General features: G+C 63.6%; 18 protein-coding genes. 2 read left to right on the top strand and 16 right to left on the bottom strand.

Annotated elements, in window-relative coordinates; translation table 11 throughout:
* Positions 1 to 15: 15 nt before the first annotated feature.
* From A9404_RS11590 to A9404_RS13645, 9 genes are all read right to left on the bottom strand, one after another.
* A complete protein-coding gene (locus A9404_RS11590) occupies positions 16 to 339 on the bottom strand; it encodes an H-NS histone family protein (protein ID WP_066101793.1) in 324 nt (107 codons plus the stop codon).
* 228 nt (positions 340 to 567) lie between these two features.
* A complete protein-coding gene (locus A9404_RS11585; protein ID WP_197490344.1) occupies positions 568 to 1,848 on the bottom strand; it encodes a flagellar hook-length control protein FliK in 1,281 nt (426 codons plus the stop codon).
* A 172-nt stretch (positions 1,849 to 2,020) separates the two neighbouring features.
* Complete coding sequence (fliJ, locus tag A9404_RS11580; RefSeq protein WP_066101787.1) at positions 2,021 to 2,473, bottom strand: flagellar export protein FliJ; 453 nt, start codon at positions 2,471 to 2,473, stop codon at positions 2,021 to 2,023.
* A 31-nt stretch (positions 2,474 to 2,504) separates the two neighbouring features.
* On the bottom strand, positions 2,505 to 3,920 hold the full coding sequence (gene fliI / locus A9404_RS11575) for a flagellar protein export ATPase FliI (RefSeq protein ID WP_066101785.1): 1,416 nt from the start codon (positions 3,918 to 3,920) through the stop codon (positions 2,505 to 2,507).
* On the bottom strand, positions 3,917 to 4,756 hold the full coding sequence (locus tag A9404_RS11570; protein ID WP_156521320.1) for a FliH/SctL family protein: 840 nt from the start codon (positions 4,754 to 4,756) through the stop codon (positions 3,917 to 3,919). The genes fliI and A9404_RS11570 overlap by 4 nt, the downstream gene beginning before the upstream one ends.
* Positions 4,740 to 5,780, bottom strand: coding sequence for a flagellar motor switch protein FliG (fliG, locus tag A9404_RS11565; RefSeq protein WP_066103317.1), 1,041 nt, complete (start codon positions 5,778 to 5,780; stop codon positions 4,740 to 4,742). The genes A9404_RS11570 and fliG overlap by 17 nt, the downstream gene beginning before the upstream one ends.
* Positions 5,780 to 7,564, bottom strand: a complete 1,785-nt coding sequence (gene fliF / locus A9404_RS11560) for a flagellar basal-body MS-ring/collar protein FliF (RefSeq protein ID WP_082922939.1) — start codon at positions 7,562 to 7,564, stop codon at positions 5,780 to 5,782. Before fliF ends, fliG begins: the two co-directional genes overlap by 1 nt.
* Positions 7,565 to 7,616: 52 nt before the next feature.
* Positions 7,617 to 7,949: a flagellar hook-basal body complex protein FliE gene (fliE, locus tag A9404_RS11555; RefSeq protein ID WP_066101779.1), complete on the bottom strand. Its 333-nt coding sequence runs from the start codon at positions 7,947 to 7,949 to the stop codon at positions 7,617 to 7,619.
* 104 nt (positions 7,950 to 8,053) lie between these two features.
* Complete coding sequence (locus tag A9404_RS13645; RefSeq protein WP_066101776.1) at positions 8,054 to 9,583, bottom strand: sigma-54 interaction domain-containing protein; 1,530 nt, start codon at positions 9,581 to 9,583, stop codon at positions 8,054 to 8,056.
* Positions 9,584 to 9,873: 290 nt separating this feature from the next.
* Here A9404_RS13645 and A9404_RS11545 point away from each other — a divergent pair, with 290 nt between their 5' ends.
* Positions 9,874 to 11,208: a flagellar hook-length control protein FliK gene (locus A9404_RS11545; RefSeq protein WP_066101772.1), complete on the top strand. Its 1,335-nt coding sequence runs from the start codon at positions 9,874 to 9,876 to the stop codon at positions 11,206 to 11,208.
* Positions 11,205 to 11,549: an EscU/YscU/HrcU family type III secretion system export apparatus switch protein gene (locus tag A9404_RS11540; protein ID WP_066101770.1), complete on the top strand. Its 345-nt coding sequence runs from the start codon at positions 11,205 to 11,207 to the stop codon at positions 11,547 to 11,549. Before A9404_RS11545 ends, A9404_RS11540 begins: the two co-directional genes overlap by 4 nt.
* A gap of 51 nt (positions 11,550 to 11,600) precedes the next feature.
* Here A9404_RS11540 and xseA read toward each other — a convergent pair whose 3' ends face one another.
* The 7 genes from xseA to A9404_RS11505 form a co-directional block, all read right to left on the bottom strand.
* Complete coding sequence (gene xseA, locus A9404_RS11535) at positions 11,601 to 13,031, bottom strand: exodeoxyribonuclease VII large subunit (protein WP_066101768.1); 1,431 nt, start codon at positions 13,029 to 13,031, stop codon at positions 11,601 to 11,603.
* 66 nt (positions 13,032 to 13,097) lie between these two features.
* A complete protein-coding gene (locus tag A9404_RS11530) occupies positions 13,098 to 14,381 on the bottom strand; it encodes an arsenic transporter (protein WP_066101764.1) in 1,284 nt (427 codons plus the stop codon).
* Positions 14,382 to 14,488: 107 nt separating this feature from the next.
* Positions 14,489 to 15,391, bottom strand: a complete 903-nt coding sequence (locus A9404_RS11525; RefSeq protein ID WP_066101761.1) for an ROK family protein — start codon at positions 15,389 to 15,391, stop codon at positions 14,489 to 14,491.
* Between the two features lie 204 nt (positions 15,392 to 15,595).
* Positions 15,596 to 16,498, bottom strand: a complete 903-nt coding sequence (locus tag A9404_RS13225; protein WP_082922938.1) for a diguanylate cyclase — start codon at positions 16,496 to 16,498, stop codon at positions 15,596 to 15,598.
* Between the two features lie 119 nt (positions 16,499 to 16,617).
* The gene (locus tag A9404_RS11515; RefSeq protein WP_066101758.1) at positions 16,618 to 17,091 is read right to left on the bottom strand and encodes an HAD family hydrolase; all 474 of its coding nucleotides are present in this window, start codon (positions 17,089 to 17,091) and stop codon (positions 16,618 to 16,620) included.
* A 6-nt stretch (positions 17,092 to 17,097) separates the two neighbouring features.
* Complete coding sequence (gene apbC / locus A9404_RS11510; RefSeq protein WP_066101755.1) at positions 17,098 to 18,207, bottom strand: iron-sulfur cluster carrier protein ApbC; 1,110 nt, start codon at positions 18,205 to 18,207, stop codon at positions 17,098 to 17,100.
* Positions 18,208 to 18,507: 300 nt separating this feature from the next.
* Positions 18,508 to 19,326: a putative adenosine monophosphate-protein transferase Fic gene (locus A9404_RS11505; RefSeq protein ID WP_082922937.1), complete on the bottom strand. Its 819-nt coding sequence runs from the start codon at positions 19,324 to 19,326 to the stop codon at positions 18,508 to 18,510.
* Between the last annotated feature and the right edge of the window lie 44 nt (positions 19,327 to 19,370).

The raw sequence follows: 19,370 nt of genomic DNA, 5'->3' as shown, positions 1-19,370 counted from the left end.
CCAAAGGCGCCTCCATCAGACCTCGAAGCTGGACAGGGACTCGCCACGTGCCAGTGCATCGGCCAACCAGTGCGGGCGCTTCCCACGACCGGACCAGGTCTGACTCGGATCGGCCGGGTTCACATATTTGGCCGGCAGTTTCTTATTGGCGAGCTTGGATGATTTTTCCAAACCGAAAAGCTCGGCAACAGATACGTTCAATAACCCAGCCAATTCCTCGGCTTCCTTACGCAAACTCAGAACGCGCTGCTGATGACGCTCGCGTAGCGTCCGCTCGGCATTCGCCATCAGCTGCTTGAGATCATCAGCAGACAGACTGTTTAAATCGATGGAACCCATTATTTTCACCTTGATATTACTGATTGGATGAATCCAGAACGGTAATATTTTAGCAAGATGTTTTCGCGCGTCAAATCCACACCAAAAGAAGCGAACCATTTAATTAAGGCGCACATTAAATTCCTTCGAAAAAACAAGGATAAAACGCATATGCCCCAATGCGCCTCTTGGGCATTCATTAAACGCTCCAACTCGGCGGAAATATGCCCCGAACCGAGGCCATCGAACTCAGGCGAAGGTATCCAATCGCCAATTCGTCGTCGTGGTCGCCACCGGATCGACTGTGGACGAAGGACTTGCTTGCCCGCCACCCGACGGAGTTGCGGCCGCAGAACCGCCGGATGCCGAACGGCCACCGGTATCCGCCATGTGCCCTTGATTCGCCCCCTGGCCCTGGCTGCCATCCTGACCCACGGTGACCTGCGCATTGCCGATTCCGGCATCCTGAAGGAATTCTCGGAGGCGGGGCAGGCTCTGCTCCAGCACATCTCGCGTCAGGTGGTGTGCGGCAAGAACCTGAATATGCGTCTGGTTCTGCTGCATATCGATCGTGATTTTCAGCGGCCCCAATTGCGCCGGGTTTAATTCCAGCGTTGCCCGGGACATGTTTTTACCCAACATCCACTGAATTTGCTGCCCCATATTGTCCGCCAGCTTCGGCTGATTCAAATCCAGCACGCCAGGCAAGGAGGGCAATGGAGAATTAGTTTGTACTGAAGAACCGATATTGCCGGCGCTCGCATAATTGGCACTCGAAATTGAAGCATTTGTCGTGACAGAATCCGCAGTACGAACAAGGTTAAGCACTTCATCCGTCTTTTTATTCATGTCACCAGAGGACATTACCGAGGGCTGTATTAAGTTATTTACGGATTTATCGTTTTGCGCTTTATTGCTCTGCCCGTGCCCGAACGAAACCGTATCGCCGGAAAAGCTTGCGGATCCGTCCGTTGCATCCTGGGCAGCCACGCTCCCTGTTGCAGTATGCCCGCCCCCCCGGACATCCGCTCCCGCCGCAGTGGGCAAGCCCGCCCTGCGATCCCCCCGAGCAAGACCGGCGTGTTCTTCCGTGATGGAACGACCATCCCCAACACTATCCGTCACAACCTGCTTATGTCCCTCATGGACAGCCGATTGTGGCGGCATCAACCCGGCGGCCGCGGCTTGAAGTTGCATTCCCCAGGCAGAATCGCCCACGGTTCCCTGACTCAACAGGTCGTCGATTTTTTGCAGACGGGCCATCAGGGCATCCAGGGCAGACTGACCGGACAATCCGGTTGTAGAAACCGGCACCCCAAGCTGCTTTGTCAGCGAAGCCAACTGTTTTTGCAACGCCCCCAGGCTGGCGGCCACATCGGAGGGTAGCCCGGATTGCCCCAGCAGTTCACTGATACGGGCCTGAAGACTCTTGATCAGATCCTTGGCCGCGTTCACGGTACCGCTTTTCGATCCCTCCTGGTCTGACGCAGACTGGACCGCCGCACGGGCCTGAATGGCACCCGCCATCATCTGGGCAAAGCCCTGGGAACCCGCCCCGGATTTGCCGCCTCCGATACCGGATGCGCCCGCCGGCGCCGGATCCACCCGGGTGCCCGACGTCAAACTCATTACCGGACCACTATTCAAATCGGCCATGACTCAATACCCCCTACCTACTACCCACCCAGACTACCCACCCAGACTATCCACCCAGAGGACCGCGGTGATTCTGCGCCGCATGGGCGTCGTTGTTCCGCTGCTCCAGTTTGTCGTTCAAACGATCCCGCTCCGTCTCGAAGCGGCCGCGCAGCTTTTCCACGGAACGATGCTGACTGTTGGCTTCCGCCGCAGCACGCTGATGGTTTGCCAATTCGGCCTCAAGTTGGGCGCATACTGCCCGCTGATGGGCAATGGTTTCCTCAATGCGCTCCATGAAGGCCCGATAGTTCTGCAATGCGAACGCCTGTGCCCGCCCACCCGCCGCAAAGCCGATCCCGGCTGCGTATTCCTCGAAATACTGGATCAATTGCTGCAATCGCGCCTGCTGCTCGTCCAGATTCCGCTGGCACCGCAGCACCGCTTCCTTCGCCAGGGCGGCGCCGTGCTCGGTGATCTTCTCCACGCCCTTGACGCGGTTGATGCGCTCCTGATTCATCGTCGTTCACTCCTTGCCGATCGCTGTGCGGTCAGGCGTGATTCATCAGTTGTTCGAGTTGCAGCACGCTGCTTTCCATATCCGCCCGCTCGAACATCGACTGGCGCAGGAAGGCCTCGAGATCCGGCTGCGCGTCGATTGCCCGATCCAATCGGACGTCATGGCCACGCCGGTACGCGCCCACGGCAAGCAGATCCCTGCTTTGATTATAGGTGCTCATCAGCTGCTTGAAGCGCTGCATGAGATCCAGCTGCTCGGGCGGCACGAGACTCGGCATCAGACGGGATATCGACGCCTCGATATCGATGGCGGGATAACGTCCCCGCTCGGCGATGGCCCGCGACAGCACGATGTGGCCATCCAGAATCGCCCGAGCCGCATCGGCGATGGGATCGTTCTGATCGTCGCCCTCGACGAGCACGGTATAGAAGGCCGTCATGCTCCCGTCTGCGGATTCGCCATTGCCGGCCCGTTCGACGAGCGACGGCAGCCGGGCGAACACCGACGGCGGATACCCCTTGGTGGCGGGTGGCTCGCCGATCGCAAGCCCGATCTCCCGTTGCGCCTGTGCATAGCGCGTCAGCGAATCCATCAGCAGCAGGACATTCAGCCCCTGCTCGCGAAAATGCTCGGCGATCGCCGTCGCCAGACTGGCACCGTGCAACCGCATCAGCGGCGAGGCGTCCGCCGGCGCGGCGATGACGACGGCACGGCTGCGCGCCTCGTCGTCCAGGATCTCGGAAACGAACTCGCGCACCTCGCGCCCCCGCTCGCCGATCAGGCCGACGACGATGATGTCCGCGTCGGTGTAGCGGGTCATCATCCCCAAAAGCACGCTCTTACCCACACCGCTGCCGGCAAAGATCCCCATGCGCTGCCCCCGGCCCACCGTCAACAGGGCATTGATGGCCCGCACCCCGACATCCAGCGGCTCCCGGATCGGTCGGCGCTTCAACGGATTGTTGGCGCGGCCCTGCAGGTCGACGGGGGTATCGCTCAACAGAGGTGCCCCGCCATCCAGGGGTTGCCCCCGCGCATCCAGTACCCGACCCAGCAATTCGAGCCCCAAAGGCACCCGTACCGAACCGCCCTGGTTGACCACCCGGCAGCCGGGCGCCATGCCCCGCAAGACTTCCAGGGGCATCAGATACGTATTGCGCTCGGTGAAGCCCACCACCTCGGCATCGACGTAGCGCCCCGAGGTCTCACCCGGTCGCTCGGCATCCCGTTCGTCGAGATAGATGCGGCACTGATCGCCGATCGCCGCAGTCAATCCGCTGGCTTCGAGGGCCAAGCCGACCACCCGGACGATCCGGCCCTCGGACTGGTATGCCGGTCGCTGTACTCGTGCCTGCAACCCCATGAGCTGGCGCGCCCAATCGAGGCCCTGCGGCAACCCCTGAGTCACGGGCGCATCGAATACGGCCGGATCGAGGCGGGCGGTCATGATGCAGTATCTCCGGACGTCGATACGGACGGACCATTCGCTTCCGGCGCCGAATGATGGGTCGGCTGATCGTCGGCCTGATCGACGGGAATGGGTTCGCCGGGTCCGGGAACCGCGGTACCCAGCAAGCGCAGACTTAGCGCCGCCCAACGGGCATCCAGACGGGCGTCCACCGCAGCCTGGATTTCCGAGTCTCCGGACTCGATCCGCAGTCCGCCCGGCAGGATCGATTCATCAGATCGGATCTCGAACGACTGGCCGCGCGCCTGCGCCAGCGAACCGGCCTGTACCGAAGCTTCCAGCGCCGCGAGATCCTCGGGGTGACAGATCAGCACGACCTTGCGAACCGCCGCAGGCAAAGCGGTCAGTGCCTCACGGGCAACGACCTCGATCTGCTCCGGTGCGAGGGTCAATTCCCGATAGAGGATAGACCGGGCGATCTGCATGGAGAGCCGGGCCAACTGGGCGCTCACCTCCTTGTCCAGGTCGGCCAGGGGCTGCGCCAAGGTATGCAGCCAGCCCTGCAATCGCCGCTCCAGACGTTCGATTTCATCGCGCGCCGCAGCCATGCCTTCGGCGTAGCCAGCCTCATACCCCGCCTTGTGCCCGAGGGCCTTTCCCTCGGCATACCCGTTCTGCGCCGCTGCCCGATGCGCCTCGATGAGATCCGCTTCGCTCGGTACGGGCGCCGAGGCCTCGTCCACGGGGTCGGCAGCTACCGGCTCGATCACCTGATTCAACTCGGGCAACGACCAAGCAGTCACGCCCGGCCCCGGATCGAGCGGCCGAATGACCGGGGATTCCTTCGTGGCGGCAGGATCAGACGAACTGCTCACCGCCACCTCCCAGCGTTATCTTGCCCTCCTCAGCCAGTTTCCGGGCGGCCTGCAGGATTTCCTTCTGAGCCCCCTCGACATCGGACAGACGGGTCGGGCCCAGGGACTCGAGGTCGTCGCGCATCATTTCGGACGCACGCTTCGACATGTTCTTGAAGAACTTCTCCTTGAGTTCCGGATCGGCACCCTTCATGGCCAGCAGCAGGCGATCCGACGGCACTTCGCGCAGAATCGTCTGAATCCCGCGATCGTCGACGTCGATCAGGTTGCTGAATACGAACATGAGATCCTCGATCTGACCGCCCAGATCGGCATCCGCACTCTTGATGGAGCCCATGACCGTTTCCTCGACGTTGCTTTCGAGGAAGTTCATGATGCCGGCGGCAATCTTGACGCCCCCCACCTTCGAGGACTTGCCGCCCGAGGCGCCGGAAGCCTGACGCTCCATGATGTCGTCGAGCTCCATCAGTGCCTGAGGAGAAACGCCATCCAGATGGGCGATGCGCAACATGATGTCCGACCGCATGTTTTCCGGCAGCATCTGCAGGATCTCTGCACCCTGGTCGCTTTCCAGATGGGACAGCACGATCGCGATGATCTGCGGATGCTCGTAGCGGATGATCTCGGCGATGGAGCGGGAATCCATCCACTTGAGGAATTCCAGGTTGCGTCGATTGCCGGTGGAGCTGATCCGCTCGAGCAGGCCGGCCGCCTTGTCCTCGCCCAGCGCTTTCGTCAGCACATTGCGAATGTAATCGCTGGTTCCGAGGGCCAAACCGGTCTGATCGCCGAGATCGACGACGAACTGATCGAGCACCGCCTGGATCTGCGAACGCGTCACGTTCGGCAACACGGCCATAGCCTGACCGATTTTCTGAACCTCGCGCGGGTCCAGCTGAGTGAACAATTGCGCTGCCGACTCCTCGCCGAGCGCCATCATCAGGATGGCGACGCGTTCCGGCCCCTTGAGGTTCGCGATGAGATCCGCGCCCGTCGGTTCAGATACTGCTGCTTCAGCCACGATTAACTCTCCGAATGGGTCCACTGCTTGATCACCGAGGCCACGGCCTTGGGATCTTGGTTGATGCTTTGTTTCAGCTGACGTAGTTTATCGGAATAACTGGCTGCGCCCACCAACTGAGGCACGCCTTCCAGGTCGTCGCTATCCTCGACACCCAACGCGCCCGGCTGGCGCCCGCCTTCGCCACCGACGACCGATACCTCGCCACGCTCTTCGTAACTCCCTTCCTCGCCTTCTTCCGGTGCTGCCAGCGCACCCGCGACCTCAGGCGGCTGACGCTTTTCGCCGAGCATCTTCAGCAGGGGGCGGACGACCATCAGGAAGATCAGCAGCATCGCGATACCCAATCCGAGATTCTTGAGCAGCGGCATGAACCAGGCCTGCTCCCAGAGCGGCACCGAAACTTTCTCGATCTTCTGTTCGACGAACGGGATGCTGGCCAGCGTCAATTTATCGCCACGCTTCTCGTCAAGCCCCACCGCTTGGGCGACCAGATCCTTGATCCGGGCAATTTCCGCATCGCTCATGGGTTCCGGCTTGACGGTACCGTCTTTCTCCGTGACGGTTTTTTCGTTGATCAGCACGGCCACATTGAGCTTCTGAACCGCACCGCTGGCGTATCGGGTGTGCCGAATCTCCTTGTCGACATTGAAATTGCGCGTCTCGTTCTTCTGGGTACTGACCGGCGTCTGGATGATCTGCTGGTACTGCTGCACGTTCAGGTTGCCCGGGGGCTGGAGGCCGCCGCTGGCCTGAGGCGTGACGGTACCGCCGCCCGGCGGCTGATTGCTCAGCGACCCCGGCACACCGCCATTGACACCCTGATCGCCCAGAGCACGTACCGTATCCTGGGTCTGCTCGCTGAGAACGACACCCTGCTTCGGCCCGTAGGTTTCGCTCGTGCCCTCCTGACGATTGAAATCCACGTCGGCCGATACCTGGGCCCGCACCTGATCGGCACCGACGATGGGCGTCAGCAGCGATTCGATCTGTCGCTGATAGGCTCGCTCCACGCGCTGGCGATAGGCAAACTGCTTATCCGTCAATCCCATGCCACTGGCATCGTCGGAATTTTGACTCAGGAGCTCCCCACGCTGATCGATCACGCTGACGTCTGCCGGCTTCAGGCCCGCAACGCTGGATGCGACCAGATGCACGATCGCCCGGACTTGCTCCGCGGAAAGCGACTGCCCCGGCGCCAGTTCAACCACCACCGAGGCGGTCGAGGGCTGGCGTTCGCGTACGAACACGGATTGCTTCGGGGTCGCCAAATGAACGCGGGCAGCCTGTACGCCCTGAATGGTCTCGATCGACCGGGCCAGTTCCACCTCGATGGCATGCTGGTAGCGTGCCTGCTCGACGAACTGGCTGGTGCCGAGCGACTGATCCTTGTTCAGCATCTCAAGACCTACGGAGTCGCTTGCCGGCAGGCCCTGAGCGGCCAGCAGCATGCGGATCGAAGGCAACTGGCTGGGTTCGACCATGACCGTGCCGTCGGGGCTCAACTGGTACGTCTTCTTGGCGGCACGCAGGGCATCGACCACCGTCGCGGATTCCTTGGGGCTGATATTGCTGTACAGCGGCACCAGTGCGGGTTTCTGTCCCCAGAGGAAGAAACCGACCATGAAGGAGATCGTCGCCGCCAGCGCCACCAGGATCAGGAGCTGCCGGAAACTGTTCGACTGGGTGAACCCGTCCAGCTGCTGGATCCAGCGCGGCGTGCCGCCGCCCGGCACCATGCCGGCATCGGGATTCATCGAGGTAGGGGTAAGGGTATTTTGCGCCATGACGATCTCTCAATCCGTGGGGGTATGCCTAAAGGGTTATGCCTCGGTGGCCCTAGATGGGCATATTCATGACATCCTGGTAGGCCTGAACCAGTCGATTGCGCACCTGCAAGGTGGCATTGAAGCCGAGAGAAGCCTTTTGTGCCGCCAGCATGACCTGCGTCAGATCCACGTTCGGATCGCCCAGTTCGAAGCGGGTCTTCAACTGACCCGAAGTCTGTTGCAACGCGTTGACCTGCCCTACCGCCTGGGACAGGAGCGTGGAAAAACTGTCCCCACCGGCCGGCGGGGCCACGGGTGCCGGCGCCGAAAGACGCTGTTGCGCCTCGGCCCGCATGACCCGCATCTGGGAAAGAATCTGATCCACCGACATCGAACTGCTCATCTCAAATCTCCTTGCCTGTCCGATTTCTGTCGCCAGAAACCGGGACGAACACTGTGGGGAGTAGATAAGCACGGTTTGTGCCAACAAACCGCAAGGTGGGCGTTTTAGGCGTCGTCTTCCTGAGCGCCGGAACGGAAGGACATCTGGTACTTGCGCAATTTCTCGACAAGGGTCGTCCGCCGGATGCCCAGCAGGCGCGCCGCCTGGGCCACGACGCCGTCGCTCTGATTCAGCGCGGCATCGATCCAGGCCTGCTCGATGGCCTCGAGCTGCCCCTTCAGGTCGAAACCGCCGTCCGGCAGCTCGATCTGAAACGACGCCAGCGTCAGGGCATCGGTCGGCAAAACCGGAGGGGCGCCAACGACTTGGGCCGTTTCGACCCGCCCCATGGCGAAGATATCGCGGGGATCCGGATCTTCCAGGGTCGCCTCAACGGTTTCGACCGACCGGACAGATTCAGTCGGCGCAGCATCCTCGATCGGGGGGTCGACGATAGCCGACGCCATGTCCGCCTGCCACTCCGGCGGCAGCTGATCCCGAAGTTTCGGCGGCAACTGCGCCAGATCGATGGTCTGCCCAGGGTAGAGAATGCCCAGACGTTCGACCACGTTACCCAGCTCGCGGACGTTGCCCGGCCAGGGCAAGGACGCCAACGCGGCTAACGCTCGCTCGGTCAGCTGACCAACTGTCCGGCCATCGGCTGCGAAGCGGCGGGTCAGCGCCTCGACGATCAGCGGGATGTCCCCCCGAAGCTCACGGAGGGGCAGGGTTTCCAGCGGGAAGACATTGAGGCGGTAGTACAGATCCTGGCGGAAGGTACCCGCCTCGATATAGGCCTCGAGATCGCGATGGGTTGCCGCAATGATCCGGACATCCGCCGTCATGGTCTGACGGCCGCCCACCCGCTCGAAGGTCCGTTCCTGCAACACCCGCAGAATCTTGACCTGCATCGGCAGGGGCATGTCGCCGATCTCATCCAGGAACAGCGTCCCGCCCTCGGCCAGTTCGAAGCGACCGGCCCGTGCACTGATGGCCCCGGTAAAGGCACCCTTTTCATGCCCGAACAATTCCGATTCCAGCAGTTCCGCCGGAATCGCCCCGCAGTTGACAGGGATGAACGGTTTGCTCGCGCGATTCGACAACCGGTGGATCATCCGGGCCACGACCTCCTTGCCGGTGCCCGACTCGCCCAGAATCAGCACCGTGGCTTCGCTCGGCGCCACCTGCTCGATCTCGGCCCGCAATCGACGCATGCCGGGGCTGTCCCCGACCAGTCCCCGGCCGGCAGCCACCAGCTGGGCATTGCGCCAGCGGCTGAGCAAACGGCCGGTGACGCCCTGCAACGCCGACAACGTGCAAGGCCAGGGCAAACCGGCAAACGGCGGACGTGCCTCTCCCAGCCAGCGTCCCGGCTCCGGATCCAGTGCCACCCAGGGCAAGCCCTGCGCAGCCTGCAGGCTGTCACCGCACAGATCGCCATAACAGAAGCCGCCGATCAGTTGATCGGACAGACGCACGATACCCGGATCGGCCCGGGATATGGTCGCCACCCCCAGCAGGGCCAACCATTCCTGCAGCGCCGACGCGATTTCGGGCGGTGCGGCGATGACGGCATGAGGCTGAAGATCTGACATAACGGCAAGCTTCCTGAGATGACGTGCCCATGAGGCCGGAACCGAAGACCCTGCGCAAAGGGCCCATCACGATGGACTCAGAGACAATACGTACGGGATGTCCGCGAGGCCATTCACGCTGAACCCTAACCGGACAAGCCCCGCGCTGTCAAAATTTTGTCGGCAAGCGGAACGGGGGAAGAACGATCCCGCTCGACCACCGGGTGCTTGACTTGGCGCCGATAAACCCGCATGAATACGTGATCGTCTTGGCGCCACCGCTTTGACACTGCCCCAGGTAACCGGCATCCATGAAGGTCGACAGCCAGCTCATCACCAGCACCAGCACCGAACTGCGCGGCATGCCGCTCAGGCAGGGACAGGTGCTGGCGGCCATCGTCCTCAGGAGCGACAATGCCAAGGGCGAGGCCCTCCTTTCCCTGGCCGGTGGCCAATTGTCCGTTCAGACCCGCCTGCCCCTGCAGGCAGGTACCGCACTGCAACTCAACGTTCGGGCCCTGGGACCGCCGTTGGTCCTGCAGCCCCTCCCCGGGACGTCCGGAGGCACCGGTCCGGCGACCACCGGGCAGACCGTGCAAACCCAACTGCTGACGATGCTGTTCCAGCGAACCAGCCAAATGACCGCGCAGAACACGTCAACAGGCACGGTATCCCCCACCCCGGCCGGCACTTATTCCGGCCAGCTCTCGCCGTCCATGGCCACTACGAATCCCGCCCAGACACCGGGCGTGACCTCATCCGGGCAGATGCAGACGAGCACAACGACGACCGCTGCCCTGTTGCAGCCAGGAAGCGGCACCGCACTAAGCGGGCTGATGTCGGGCAACATTGCCAGGGGCACCAACCTCACGCTGGCCGCTTTGCCGACCGCCGTCCGGATGGCCCTGCCACGACTGGACGTCCCACCCGCCCCGGCAGCGATGGCGACCACCCTCGCCAAGCTGGTGACGACCTACAGCCTGCCGACGCTCGGCGATCGCCAAACCACCCGCGATGTTGCCACCGGCGACCTGAAAACCCAGCTCAAACTGGCCGCCCAGGCCATCAAGACCAGCCTGAACACGCCCTCGACCGGCACGCAAACGACCGAAGGCCGAACGGCGCCGATGCCGACACCACCAGGGCCCGCACAACAGGCCCACGTGCTCAACACCCTCAACGACTGGGTGAACAACCTGGACGTCAGCCAGTTACGAACCGCCCTTCAGCAAGTTCAGGGGCAAGCGAGCTGGATCGTCGACCTCCCGGTGGTGGTCGCCGAACAGCCACGCCGTCTGCAGTTAGCGGTGAATCAGGACGAGGAAAACGACGGCGCACATGACGGCACGGGAAGTGGCGGTGGCTGGCAGCTGGATTTCGCCATCGACCTGCCGGAACTGGGCCCGTTGCACGGCAGCCTGCACCTGCAATCGGCCGATCTGACGGTTCGTCTCTACGCCGACGCGACCGAGGCGCGCCAGCGCCTGAGCGCATCGCTGGATCGCCTCGATGCTCAGTTGCGCCGCGCCCATCTGAACCCGCAACTGAGTGTCTACCCCGGCCCGCCGCCGGCGGTGGTTCAGGCCCGCCTCAGTCCGGAACCGGCCCGGCCGGACGACACGACCCGGCACAGCTGGCGCGTATGAGCCCGTCCCGTCCCACACCGCCGAAAAAGGGCGCGTCCAAGCCGTCCCGGGCCATCGCCCTGAAATACGACGGCCACGACCTGCCGCAGGTCGTGGCCACCGGCCAGGGGCTCGTCGCCGGTGAAATCGTCGAACGGGCCCGGGAACAGGACATTCCCCTGGTGGAAGATCCGACACTGGCCCAGGCCCTCGGCCAGCTAGACCTCGGCGACAGCATTCCCGAACCGCTGTTCCGCGCCGTCGCGGAGGTATTGAGCTACGCCCTTTACGTCAGCGGAAAACATGAAGAAGTACTGCGCGCAGCACGGCAGCACCGTACCAGCGAAGACGAAGCGGATTAGATCCCGCCGTTCAGGTGCGACGGCCAGCGTGCTTCATCCACGGTCTATCCCTCAGGATTCACCCGCCTCTTCCGATCCGTCGGGGCGGGCGAGAATCCGCTTGGCGCCATCCGCGAAGCGCAGGGTCAACAAGGTGGTCCGATCGGATTCGGCCATCAGGGCATCCAGCCGCGCCGCGCGCATCAGCAACGCCGATTCGTGTTCTACCAGCACATAGCCGCGCTCGAGAATCCGCTGCGGACTCAGGGCCGCGAGCAGGTCGCCCGTCTGCTGCCAACGATCATGCGCCCTTTGCCACGGACGGCGCCCCGCCTGATGCAATCGGTACTGCAACAGGTGCAGGCGCTGCGCGCGCGCCACCGTCATCGTTGCCGACACGCGTTGCAATCGCCAGACGGTACGATCCGTCCGGCCCCGATTCTCGCGCAGCCAGCGCACCGGACTGTGTCGCGCCAGGCGTGCAGCCAGGTCGCGCAACGCCTGATGCCGCCGCTGGCCATCCTGACGCAGGGCATGCTGCAAGCGCAGTTCCAGCGCCACTCGGCGATGATGCTCGGACGCAAAGCGTTGCGCCGCCGCACGCAGGCGACCGGTCAGCCGGTCGAGGTGCTGCCCCGCCTCGTTCAGTCGACGGCTCAGGATCTGATTCAGGCGCTGATGCAGCAAATGGCTGCGCTGTGCCCATTCCGCCAGTGTCTGGGGCGTTGCCAGCTCGGCTGCGGCCGTCGGCGTCGCGGCGCGCACGTCGGCCACGAAATCGCAGATGGTGAAATCGACCTCGTGGCCCACGCCGGAAATCACGGGCACGGGGCAGGCGGCAATAGCCCGCGCGAGCGCCTCGTCGTTGAAGGCCCAGAGATCGCTCATGGACCCCCCGCCCCGCACGATCAGCACCACGTCCCACGCCATCGCGTCCCGAATGGACGAGACGGCCGCCGTCAGTTCGCCCGCCGCCGCTTCGCCCTGCACCGCCACGGGATACAGCGTGACCTCGGCCAGGGGCCAGCGCCGCGCCAGTACCGACAGCACGTCGTGGATCGCAGCCCCCACCGGGGAGGAAATCACCGCGATCCGATGGGGCGTGATCGGTAACGGGCGCTTGCGGGCCGCATCGAACAGGCCCTCGGTCAGGAGCTTCTTCTTCAATGCCTCGAATAGGGCAGCCAGGCGACCATCCCCGGCCAATTCCACGCCCTGCACGATGAGCTGATAGTCCCCGCGCGGGGCATACAGCGAGACCGAACCCAGCACGACGACGGCATCGCCGTTCGCGAACACCGTCCGGATCCGCTGGGCCTGCCCCCGGAACAGGGCGCAACGCACCTCGGCCTGATCGTCTTTGAGCGTGAAATACATATGCCCCGATGCCGCGCGGGTGAGCGAGCGGATTTCCCCGGCCACCTGCACGCCGCTCAACTGCGCCTCCAACGTCTGCTTGGCCAGCTGGTTGAGGGAATAGACGGAGAGAATCGAGGTACTCATGAGATGAGGTGATTCGGAGGACGGATGAGGGCGATCATCGTGTCAAGAACCGATTCAGGCACCGGCCTAGAACGACAGCCGGATGGCCAGCGCGGCCAGGGTCGCCAGCAGCACCGGCAGGGTCAGCACCACACCGACCCGCATGTAATAGCCCCAGCCGATGCGCACGTTCTTGCGCGCCAGCACGTGCAACCACAACAGCGTCGCCAGACTGCCGATGGGCGTCAGCTTCGGGCCGAGATCGCTGCCGATCACGTTGGCGTAGATCATGGCGAGACGCGTCGCCCCTTCGGCATGGCTCGCATCGATGGACAGAGCGCCGATCAGCACGGTCGGCATGTTGTTCATCACCGCCGACAGCCCGGCGACCAGCAGACCGGTACCGAAGGCCGCCCCCCAGACCCCATGCTGGCCGAACGCGGCCAACCACTGCCCGACGATATCGGTGAGCCCGGCATTGCGCAGTCCGAACACCACGAGGTACATCCCCAGGGAGAACACCACGATCTGCCACGGTGCATGACGCAATACCCGGTGCGTGTCGATGTGATGCCCGCGAAAGGCGATGACGTACAGCGCGAGGGCACCGATGCCGGCCACAAGACTGATCGGCACGCCGAAGCGATCCAGGCCGAAGAAGCCGATCAGCAGCCAGCCGAGCACCCACCAGCCCATGCGGAAGGTGGCGTGATCGACGATCGCCGAGCGGGGATCCTTCAGGAGTGCTGCGTCATATTCGGGGGGAATGTCGCGACGGTAGAACAGGAGCAGCACGCCCAGGGATGCGGCAACGGACACGAGGTTCACCGGCCACATCACGGAGGCGTACCGGGTAAACTCAATATGGAAATAATCCACCGAGACGATGTTCACGAGGTTGGATACCACCAGCGGCAGGCTGGCCGTATCGGCGATGAATCCCGCCGCCATCACGAAGGCCAGGGTCGTGGCCGCCGAAAACCGCAGGGCCAGCAACACGCCAATGACGATCGGCGTCAGGATCAGCGCCGCCCCGTCGTTCGCGAACAGGGCCGCCACCGCCGCACCCAGCAACACCAGCAGCACGAACAGCCGGCGGCCGCTGCCCCGACCCCACCGCGCCACGTGCAGGGCCGCCCACTCGAAGAAGCCGGCCTCGTCGAGCAGCAGACTGATGATGATCATCGCCACGAAACTCAGAGTGGCGTTCCACACGATGCCCCAGACAAGCCCGATGTCCGAAATCTGCACGACGCCCACCAGCAGCGCCAGGATGGCACCGATCGACGCCCCCCAACCGATGCCAAGGCCGCGAGGCTGCCAGATCACGAGCGTCAGGGTAAGCAGGAAAATCAGTATTGCAGGCAACATATGCGGCGAGCCGTGTGGCGTGAACTATCGTCAGGAAAGGAAAACCGGAACGGAAGGTTGGGTATGCTACCTGTTTGGGCGCTGCCGCCCAAGCCGCACCGACCGACTCATTCCGCCGGCGGCAGCATCGCCGCGCCGCGTACCCCGCTGGAATCGCCATGCTGCGGGGCGACCAGCCGTGTCGTGATCGGGTCCGAAAAGACGAACCGATCCCAGAGCTTCGGCACGTCCGTATAGAGGCTGGCGACGTTCGACATGCCGCCGCCCAGCACGATGACCTCCGGATCGACGATATTGATCAGATGGGCCAGGGCCCGGGCCAGGCGGTGAGTATACCGCTCCAGCGCCGCCACCGCGCCGGGATCGCCTTCGCCGGCCCAGACGGCCACGTCGTGCCCCGTCCCGTCGCGGCCCGTGACGGCATGAAAATCCCGCGCCAGCCCAGGCCCGGCCAGCCAGCGCTCGATGCAGCCCTTCATGCCGCACCAGCAGGTCGGGCCGGGAAACTCGCCCGCCTCAGGCCACGGCAGGGGATTGTGCCCCCACTCACCGGCGATCGCGTTGTGGCCGGCATGCAGGACACCATCAATCACGAGTCCCCCGCCCACCCCGGTACCGAGAATGACGCCGAACACGGATTTGGCCCCGGCCGCGGCCCCATCGCGCGCCTCGGACAGGGCCAGGCAGTTGGCATCGTTGGCCATGGCGACGCGCCGCCCGAGGCGCTGCTCCAGATCTCCTTTCAACGGACGATCGTTCAGCACGACTGAGTTGGCGTTCTTCATCAGGCCCGTGCGCGGTGAGACCGTACCCGGCGTACCGACGCCGATCGAATCCACCCGGCCGAGATCGTCTTCCGCCCGGGCGATCAGGGTGGCCATGGCCTCGATGGTGCCGATGTAATCGCCCTGAGGGGTCGGCAACCGCTGACGCCACAGCGTCGTGCCCTGATCGTCAAGAACCGCCACCTCGATCTTGGTGCCGCCCAGATCCACGCCTAATCGCAACATGCGTCATCCTCGTCCTTTCAACCACGAACCCCGTCGAGTGTACCGCAGCCGGCGCGGCAGTGTCGTCGATAGACCAGACCCATACCCCTGGACCATATCCCAGGGCCATACCCCCGTTGCCATACGCCAGCCTACTGCCTGAGCCCATTCCCTCATCCGATTTCCTGGTCCCTTTCCCGGGGCTCATTCAGGATTGAGGGCGCCTCAAGCGGTCCCCGCAGTGAACGGGGATGCCGGCGCGCTCACCCGTACCTGGTTTCGGCCTCCCTGCTTGGCGGCGTACAGAGCGGTGTCGGCGCGCGTGATCGATTCTTCCACGGTCAGATTGGGCTCGAGCAGGCCGACCCCGGCGGAGGTCGTGATGGAGACGGCAACCTCGTGGTCATGTGCCAGCACTTGATCATGCAGCGCCTCGCGAATGCGTTCGGCCACGGCTTGCGCTTCATCCAGACTGGTCTGGGGCAGAAGCACCAGGAACTCCTCCCCGCCGTAACGGAATATCCGGTCGTAGGGGCGAAGAATCGTCTTGGCGTAGCGCACGGCGGTCGCCAGCACGCTGTCCCCCACCACATGCCCATGGGTGTCGTTGATGCGCTTGAAGTGATCCAGATCCATGATCATGATCGAACTGGCGTGTGCGTTACGCTGGACCAGCGCCAACTCCTGTCGAAGCACCGGCAGCATCTCGACACGGTTTTCAGCCCCAGTCAGCGGATCAAGCTTGTAGAGGGAATATTCCAGCTCACTGATCAGCGACTGCATCTCCAGACGCAGCCGCTCGACCGAATTGGTGAAGTTGTCGTAATCCTCGGGCTTGATGAGATCCGTCTGCGCCAGGGTGATCAGCATATGCGCCGCAAACGCGTGCATGCGCTTGTGCTCCGTCTCGATCGCGGCGAATCCGGCCTGAACGCGCAGCACCGATGAAGTCTCGCTGTAGTACCACTGCCCGAAGCGACATTGCCGATGGGCGTCCGGTTGCGTATCCCGAAGATCGTAGGGCATCCGGCACACGATCGACCGGATAATGTCTCGATGCCATTGCTCGTGGCTGTACAGCGCCTGCTTCAGCTGCTGCAAGGCCGTCTGGAAATCTCCCTGTGACATCGCCCACCTCCCCTGGTTGTGCGCTCCTGTGCGGATAGCTTACTCCGGAACAGATACCCGGAAAACGCCAACCGTCCGGGGGAACCGGTGATCAGCGATGCGCCTTGGGCGCGGAAAGACTAGGCGTTGCGCAAGGTTGCGCTCAGCCGCTTGGGCCGCAACAGCAGATCCAGCGCATCGCACAGGGAACGACACAGGATGTCGGCCGAATCGATGGCGGCACGGGCCGCACCCTCCGCCTGAATCACGGCGATGCCCAGGCCTGCCTCGGCGAGCATCAGGGCATCGTTACGCCCATTGCCGACGGCGACGCACTGCGCGGCACCCAGCGACTGGACGAGCGCGCGCTTGGCCACATCCTGTCCGCTGCCCGGCAAAACCTGCAATTGAACGGGCAAACCGTCGAGCTGCTGCGCAGCACTGCCGAAGGTATCCGCCGTCACCACGTGCACGGTCAATTGTTCGGCCAGGACCGCGATGCGCTCAGCCGCCCCGGCCAGCAACAGGCCGTCCTCGGCCAGCGTGCCGTTGTAGTCCAGAACGAGATGCGCCAGCGCGAATTGAGGACCGCCGGGAATCGGAATGGACAGCATCCGCACTTATTCCTCGATGGTGATCAGCGGTCCGTGATCCTGGACGCCCGTCCGCTGGGAACGGCCCAAGGCGGCCGCCAGTCGGCGCGCGGTTTCGCGATAGGCACGGGCGATCGGCGAGTCCGGGGCGCGCACCACGGTTGGTAGCCCCTCGTCGACGTCGGTGCGGATGTTCAGGTCCAGCGGCAGACTGCCCAGCAGCTCGACCTGATTGTCCGCCGCCAGCCGCGCCCCACCACCGGCGCCAAAGATATGTTCGATATGGCCGCAGTTCGAGCAGACGTGCAGGGCCATGTTCTCGACGATGCCCAGCACCGGCACGTTGACCTTCTCGAACATGCTGATGGCCTTGCGCGCATCCAGCAGAGCGATGTCCTGGGGGGTCGTGACGATCACGCTACCGGCGACCGGCACCTTCTGCGCGAGCGTGATCTGGATATCGCCGGTCCCCGGCGGCATGTCGATGATCAGATAATCGAGCTGATCCCAGCGGGTGTCGTTCAGGAGCTGCATCAGGGCCGAAGTCACCATCGGGCCGCGCCAGATCATGGCCGTGTCGTCCTCGACCAGATAGCCGATGGACATGGTCTGCAGACCATGCGCCATCACCGGCTTCATCGAACGGTCGTCCTGAATCTCGGGTTCCTGACGCACCCCCAGCATCTTGGGCTGGCTGGGTCCGTAGATGTCGGCATCGAGCAGCCCGACGCGCGCGCCTTCGGCCGCCAGCGCCAGGGCGAGATTGACGCTGGTGGTGGACTTGCCGACACCCCCCTTGCCCGAGGCGACGGCGATGATGTTGCGCACGCCGGGCATTGCCTTGCCCTGCAACTGGCTGCCCAGCGGGCTGACGAAGGCGACGGTCACCTTCGTGTCCCGGACGCCCTCCACCGTGCGCGCGACCTGCTGGACCAGGCCGACGAGTTCGTCTTCCCAACCCGCCGCGGGGTAGTCGAGCACGATGTCGACCTCGGCCTGATCGCCGCGGACTTCCGCCCGCTCGACCGCCTGCGCGGTCGCCAGGGATTCCCCACTGTGCGGATCCACCAGCGCGCCGATCGCCGCTTTCAAGGCTGCCGATTTCGTCGGATCCGCCTTATTGCCAAACAAGCCCATGTCTCAACCTCCCCACTGATCCGGATGATCGACCCGCAGGCCGGCCGCCGACCATCCTGCGGGGGTGCAAACAAATTAGGGTAAGACTACCGCAGCACGGGGCGCACGGCGAAGAAAACCGACACGACGCAAGAGTTGATGAATCGGGATTGACCCATTTTCAAACGCTTGGCGACATGTCGGGCCTGGCGCACCGTGGATGACCGGAGCCCTTTGTGCGGAAACGGGGCGATGGGATCGATCGGGACCCCACCTAGACCGGGTCCGGGCTTCCGGCATGCGGGGCTGGATCCCCTACCCCTAGGTTCCGCAGGCTGCGCTCCCAGAGACCGCCCCGCCAGAGGGCGGGGGCTCGGAAACCACACGACGGAACAACTCGATCAAGGGCTCAAGGTCCCCAGCGTGCCCCGCGATATTCGCCGCGATCCACTCTTCGGCCTCGATCAAGGCCCAATCCACATCGAAGCCGGCATGCACGATCAGTTCGTCGAACAGCAGGCGTTGCGCCCGTCCGTTCCCCTCCCGGAATGGGTGAATGACGTTGATTTCACAGTAATAGTCAGCAATACAGCGAACAAAATCCGGCAAGGGACGCCCCGGCAAACCGGCTTCGTTGCTCATCCGCTGAAAAATCCGATTCAACTCAGCGTCGATCCGTCCAACCGTACAGAACAGATTGTCCCCCTTGCGGATATCCACCGTCCGATACTCGCCCGCCCAGGCATACACGTCCTGGAACAGATGCGCGTGGATCTGACGAAACCGGGCGGCATCGAAGCGTTCGAACTGGGGGGTGAGCGTCAGTGCACGAAGGGCGGCGACCTCCCCCTCGACTTTACCCAGCAGCTGGGCATCCGCAATATGCAGGCGATTTTTCAGGACACGAGTCCCGGCATAGCAGTAAGGATCGTCGCCCAGGCCGTAGCGCAGCCCATAGCGGGCGATCAGGGTCTGGATTCTGTGCGCGATGATGGGGGAGGCATCGGGTTCGCGCCCAATGGCCGGCCCCGCGTCCCCCTCCAGTACGATACCTTCCAGGAGGAAGCTGCCAGCGATGCGCCGGCGGTTCGAGGCCGAGAACCGTCGGGCCTTTTCCTGCAGTGACAGTTGCTTGTGCATGAACAGACCCTTACCACGCCATCCGAACGGATAGCATAGCAGGT

The sequence above is a fragment of the Halothiobacillus diazotrophicus genome (genome assembly GCF_001663815.1).
In the GTDB taxonomy this organism is placed as follows: Bacteria; Pseudomonadota; Gammaproteobacteria; order Halothiobacillales; family Halothiobacillaceae; genus Halothiobacillus; species Halothiobacillus diazotrophicus.
The sequence above is the reverse complement of the archived record's forward strand: the minus strand, read 5'-3'. Positions and strand labels throughout refer to the sequence as shown.

Bases quoted from the DNA above. Each gene is read 5' to 3' on its own strand.
- A9404_RS11590 (WP_066101793.1), bottom strand. From the start codon at position 339: ATGGGTTCCATCGATTTAAACAGTCTGTCTGCTGATGATCTCAAGCAG.
- A9404_RS11585 (WP_197490344.1), bottom strand. From the start codon at position 1,848: ATGATGGCGGGTGCCATTCAGGCCCGTGCGGCGGTCCAGTCTGCGTCA.
- fliJ (WP_066101787.1), bottom strand. From the start codon at position 2,473: ATGAATCAGGAGCGCATCAACCGCGTCAAGGGCGTGGAGAAGATCACC.
- fliI (WP_066101785.1), bottom strand. From the start codon at position 3,920: ATGACCGCCCGCCTCGATCCGGCCGTATTCGATGCGCCCGTGACTCAG.
- fliF (WP_082922939.1), bottom strand. From the start codon at position 7,564: ATGGCGCAAAATACCCTTACCCCTACCTCGATGAATCCCGATGCCGGC.
- fliE (WP_066101779.1), bottom strand. From the start codon at position 7,949: ATGAGCAGTTCGATGTCGGTGGATCAGATTCTTTCCCAGATGCGGGTC.
- A9404_RS13645 (WP_066101776.1), bottom strand. From the start codon at position 9,583: ATGTCAGATCTTCAGCCTCATGCCGTCATCGCCGCACCGCCCGAAATC.
- A9404_RS11545 (WP_066101772.1), top strand. From the start codon at position 9,874: ATGAAGGTCGACAGCCAGCTCATCACCAGCACCAGCACCGAACTGCGC.
- A9404_RS11540 (WP_066101770.1), top strand. From the start codon at position 11,205: ATGAGCCCGTCCCGTCCCACACCGCCGAAAAAGGGCGCGTCCAAGCCG.
- xseA (WP_066101768.1), bottom strand. From the start codon at position 13,031: ATGAGTACCTCGATTCTCTCCGTCTATTCCCTCAACCAGCTGGCCAAG.
- A9404_RS11530 (WP_066101764.1), bottom strand. From the start codon at position 14,381: ATGTTGCCTGCAATACTGATTTTCCTGCTTACCCTGACGCTCGTGATC.
- A9404_RS11525 (WP_066101761.1), bottom strand. From the start codon at position 15,391: ATGTTGCGATTAGGCGTGGATCTGGGCGGCACCAAGATCGAGGTGGCG.
- A9404_RS13225 (WP_082922938.1), bottom strand. From the start codon at position 16,498: ATGTCACAGGGAGATTTCCAGACGGCCTTGCAGCAGCTGAAGCAGGCG.
- A9404_RS11515 (WP_066101758.1), bottom strand. From the start codon at position 17,091: ATGCTGTCCATTCCGATTCCCGGCGGTCCTCAATTCGCGCTGGCGCAT.
- apbC (WP_066101755.1), bottom strand. From the start codon at position 18,207: ATGGGCTTGTTTGGCAATAAGGCGGATCCGACGAAATCGGCAGCCTTG.
- A9404_RS11505 (WP_082922937.1), bottom strand. From the start codon at position 19,326: ATGCACAAGCAACTGTCACTGCAGGAAAAGGCCCGACGGTTCTCGGCC.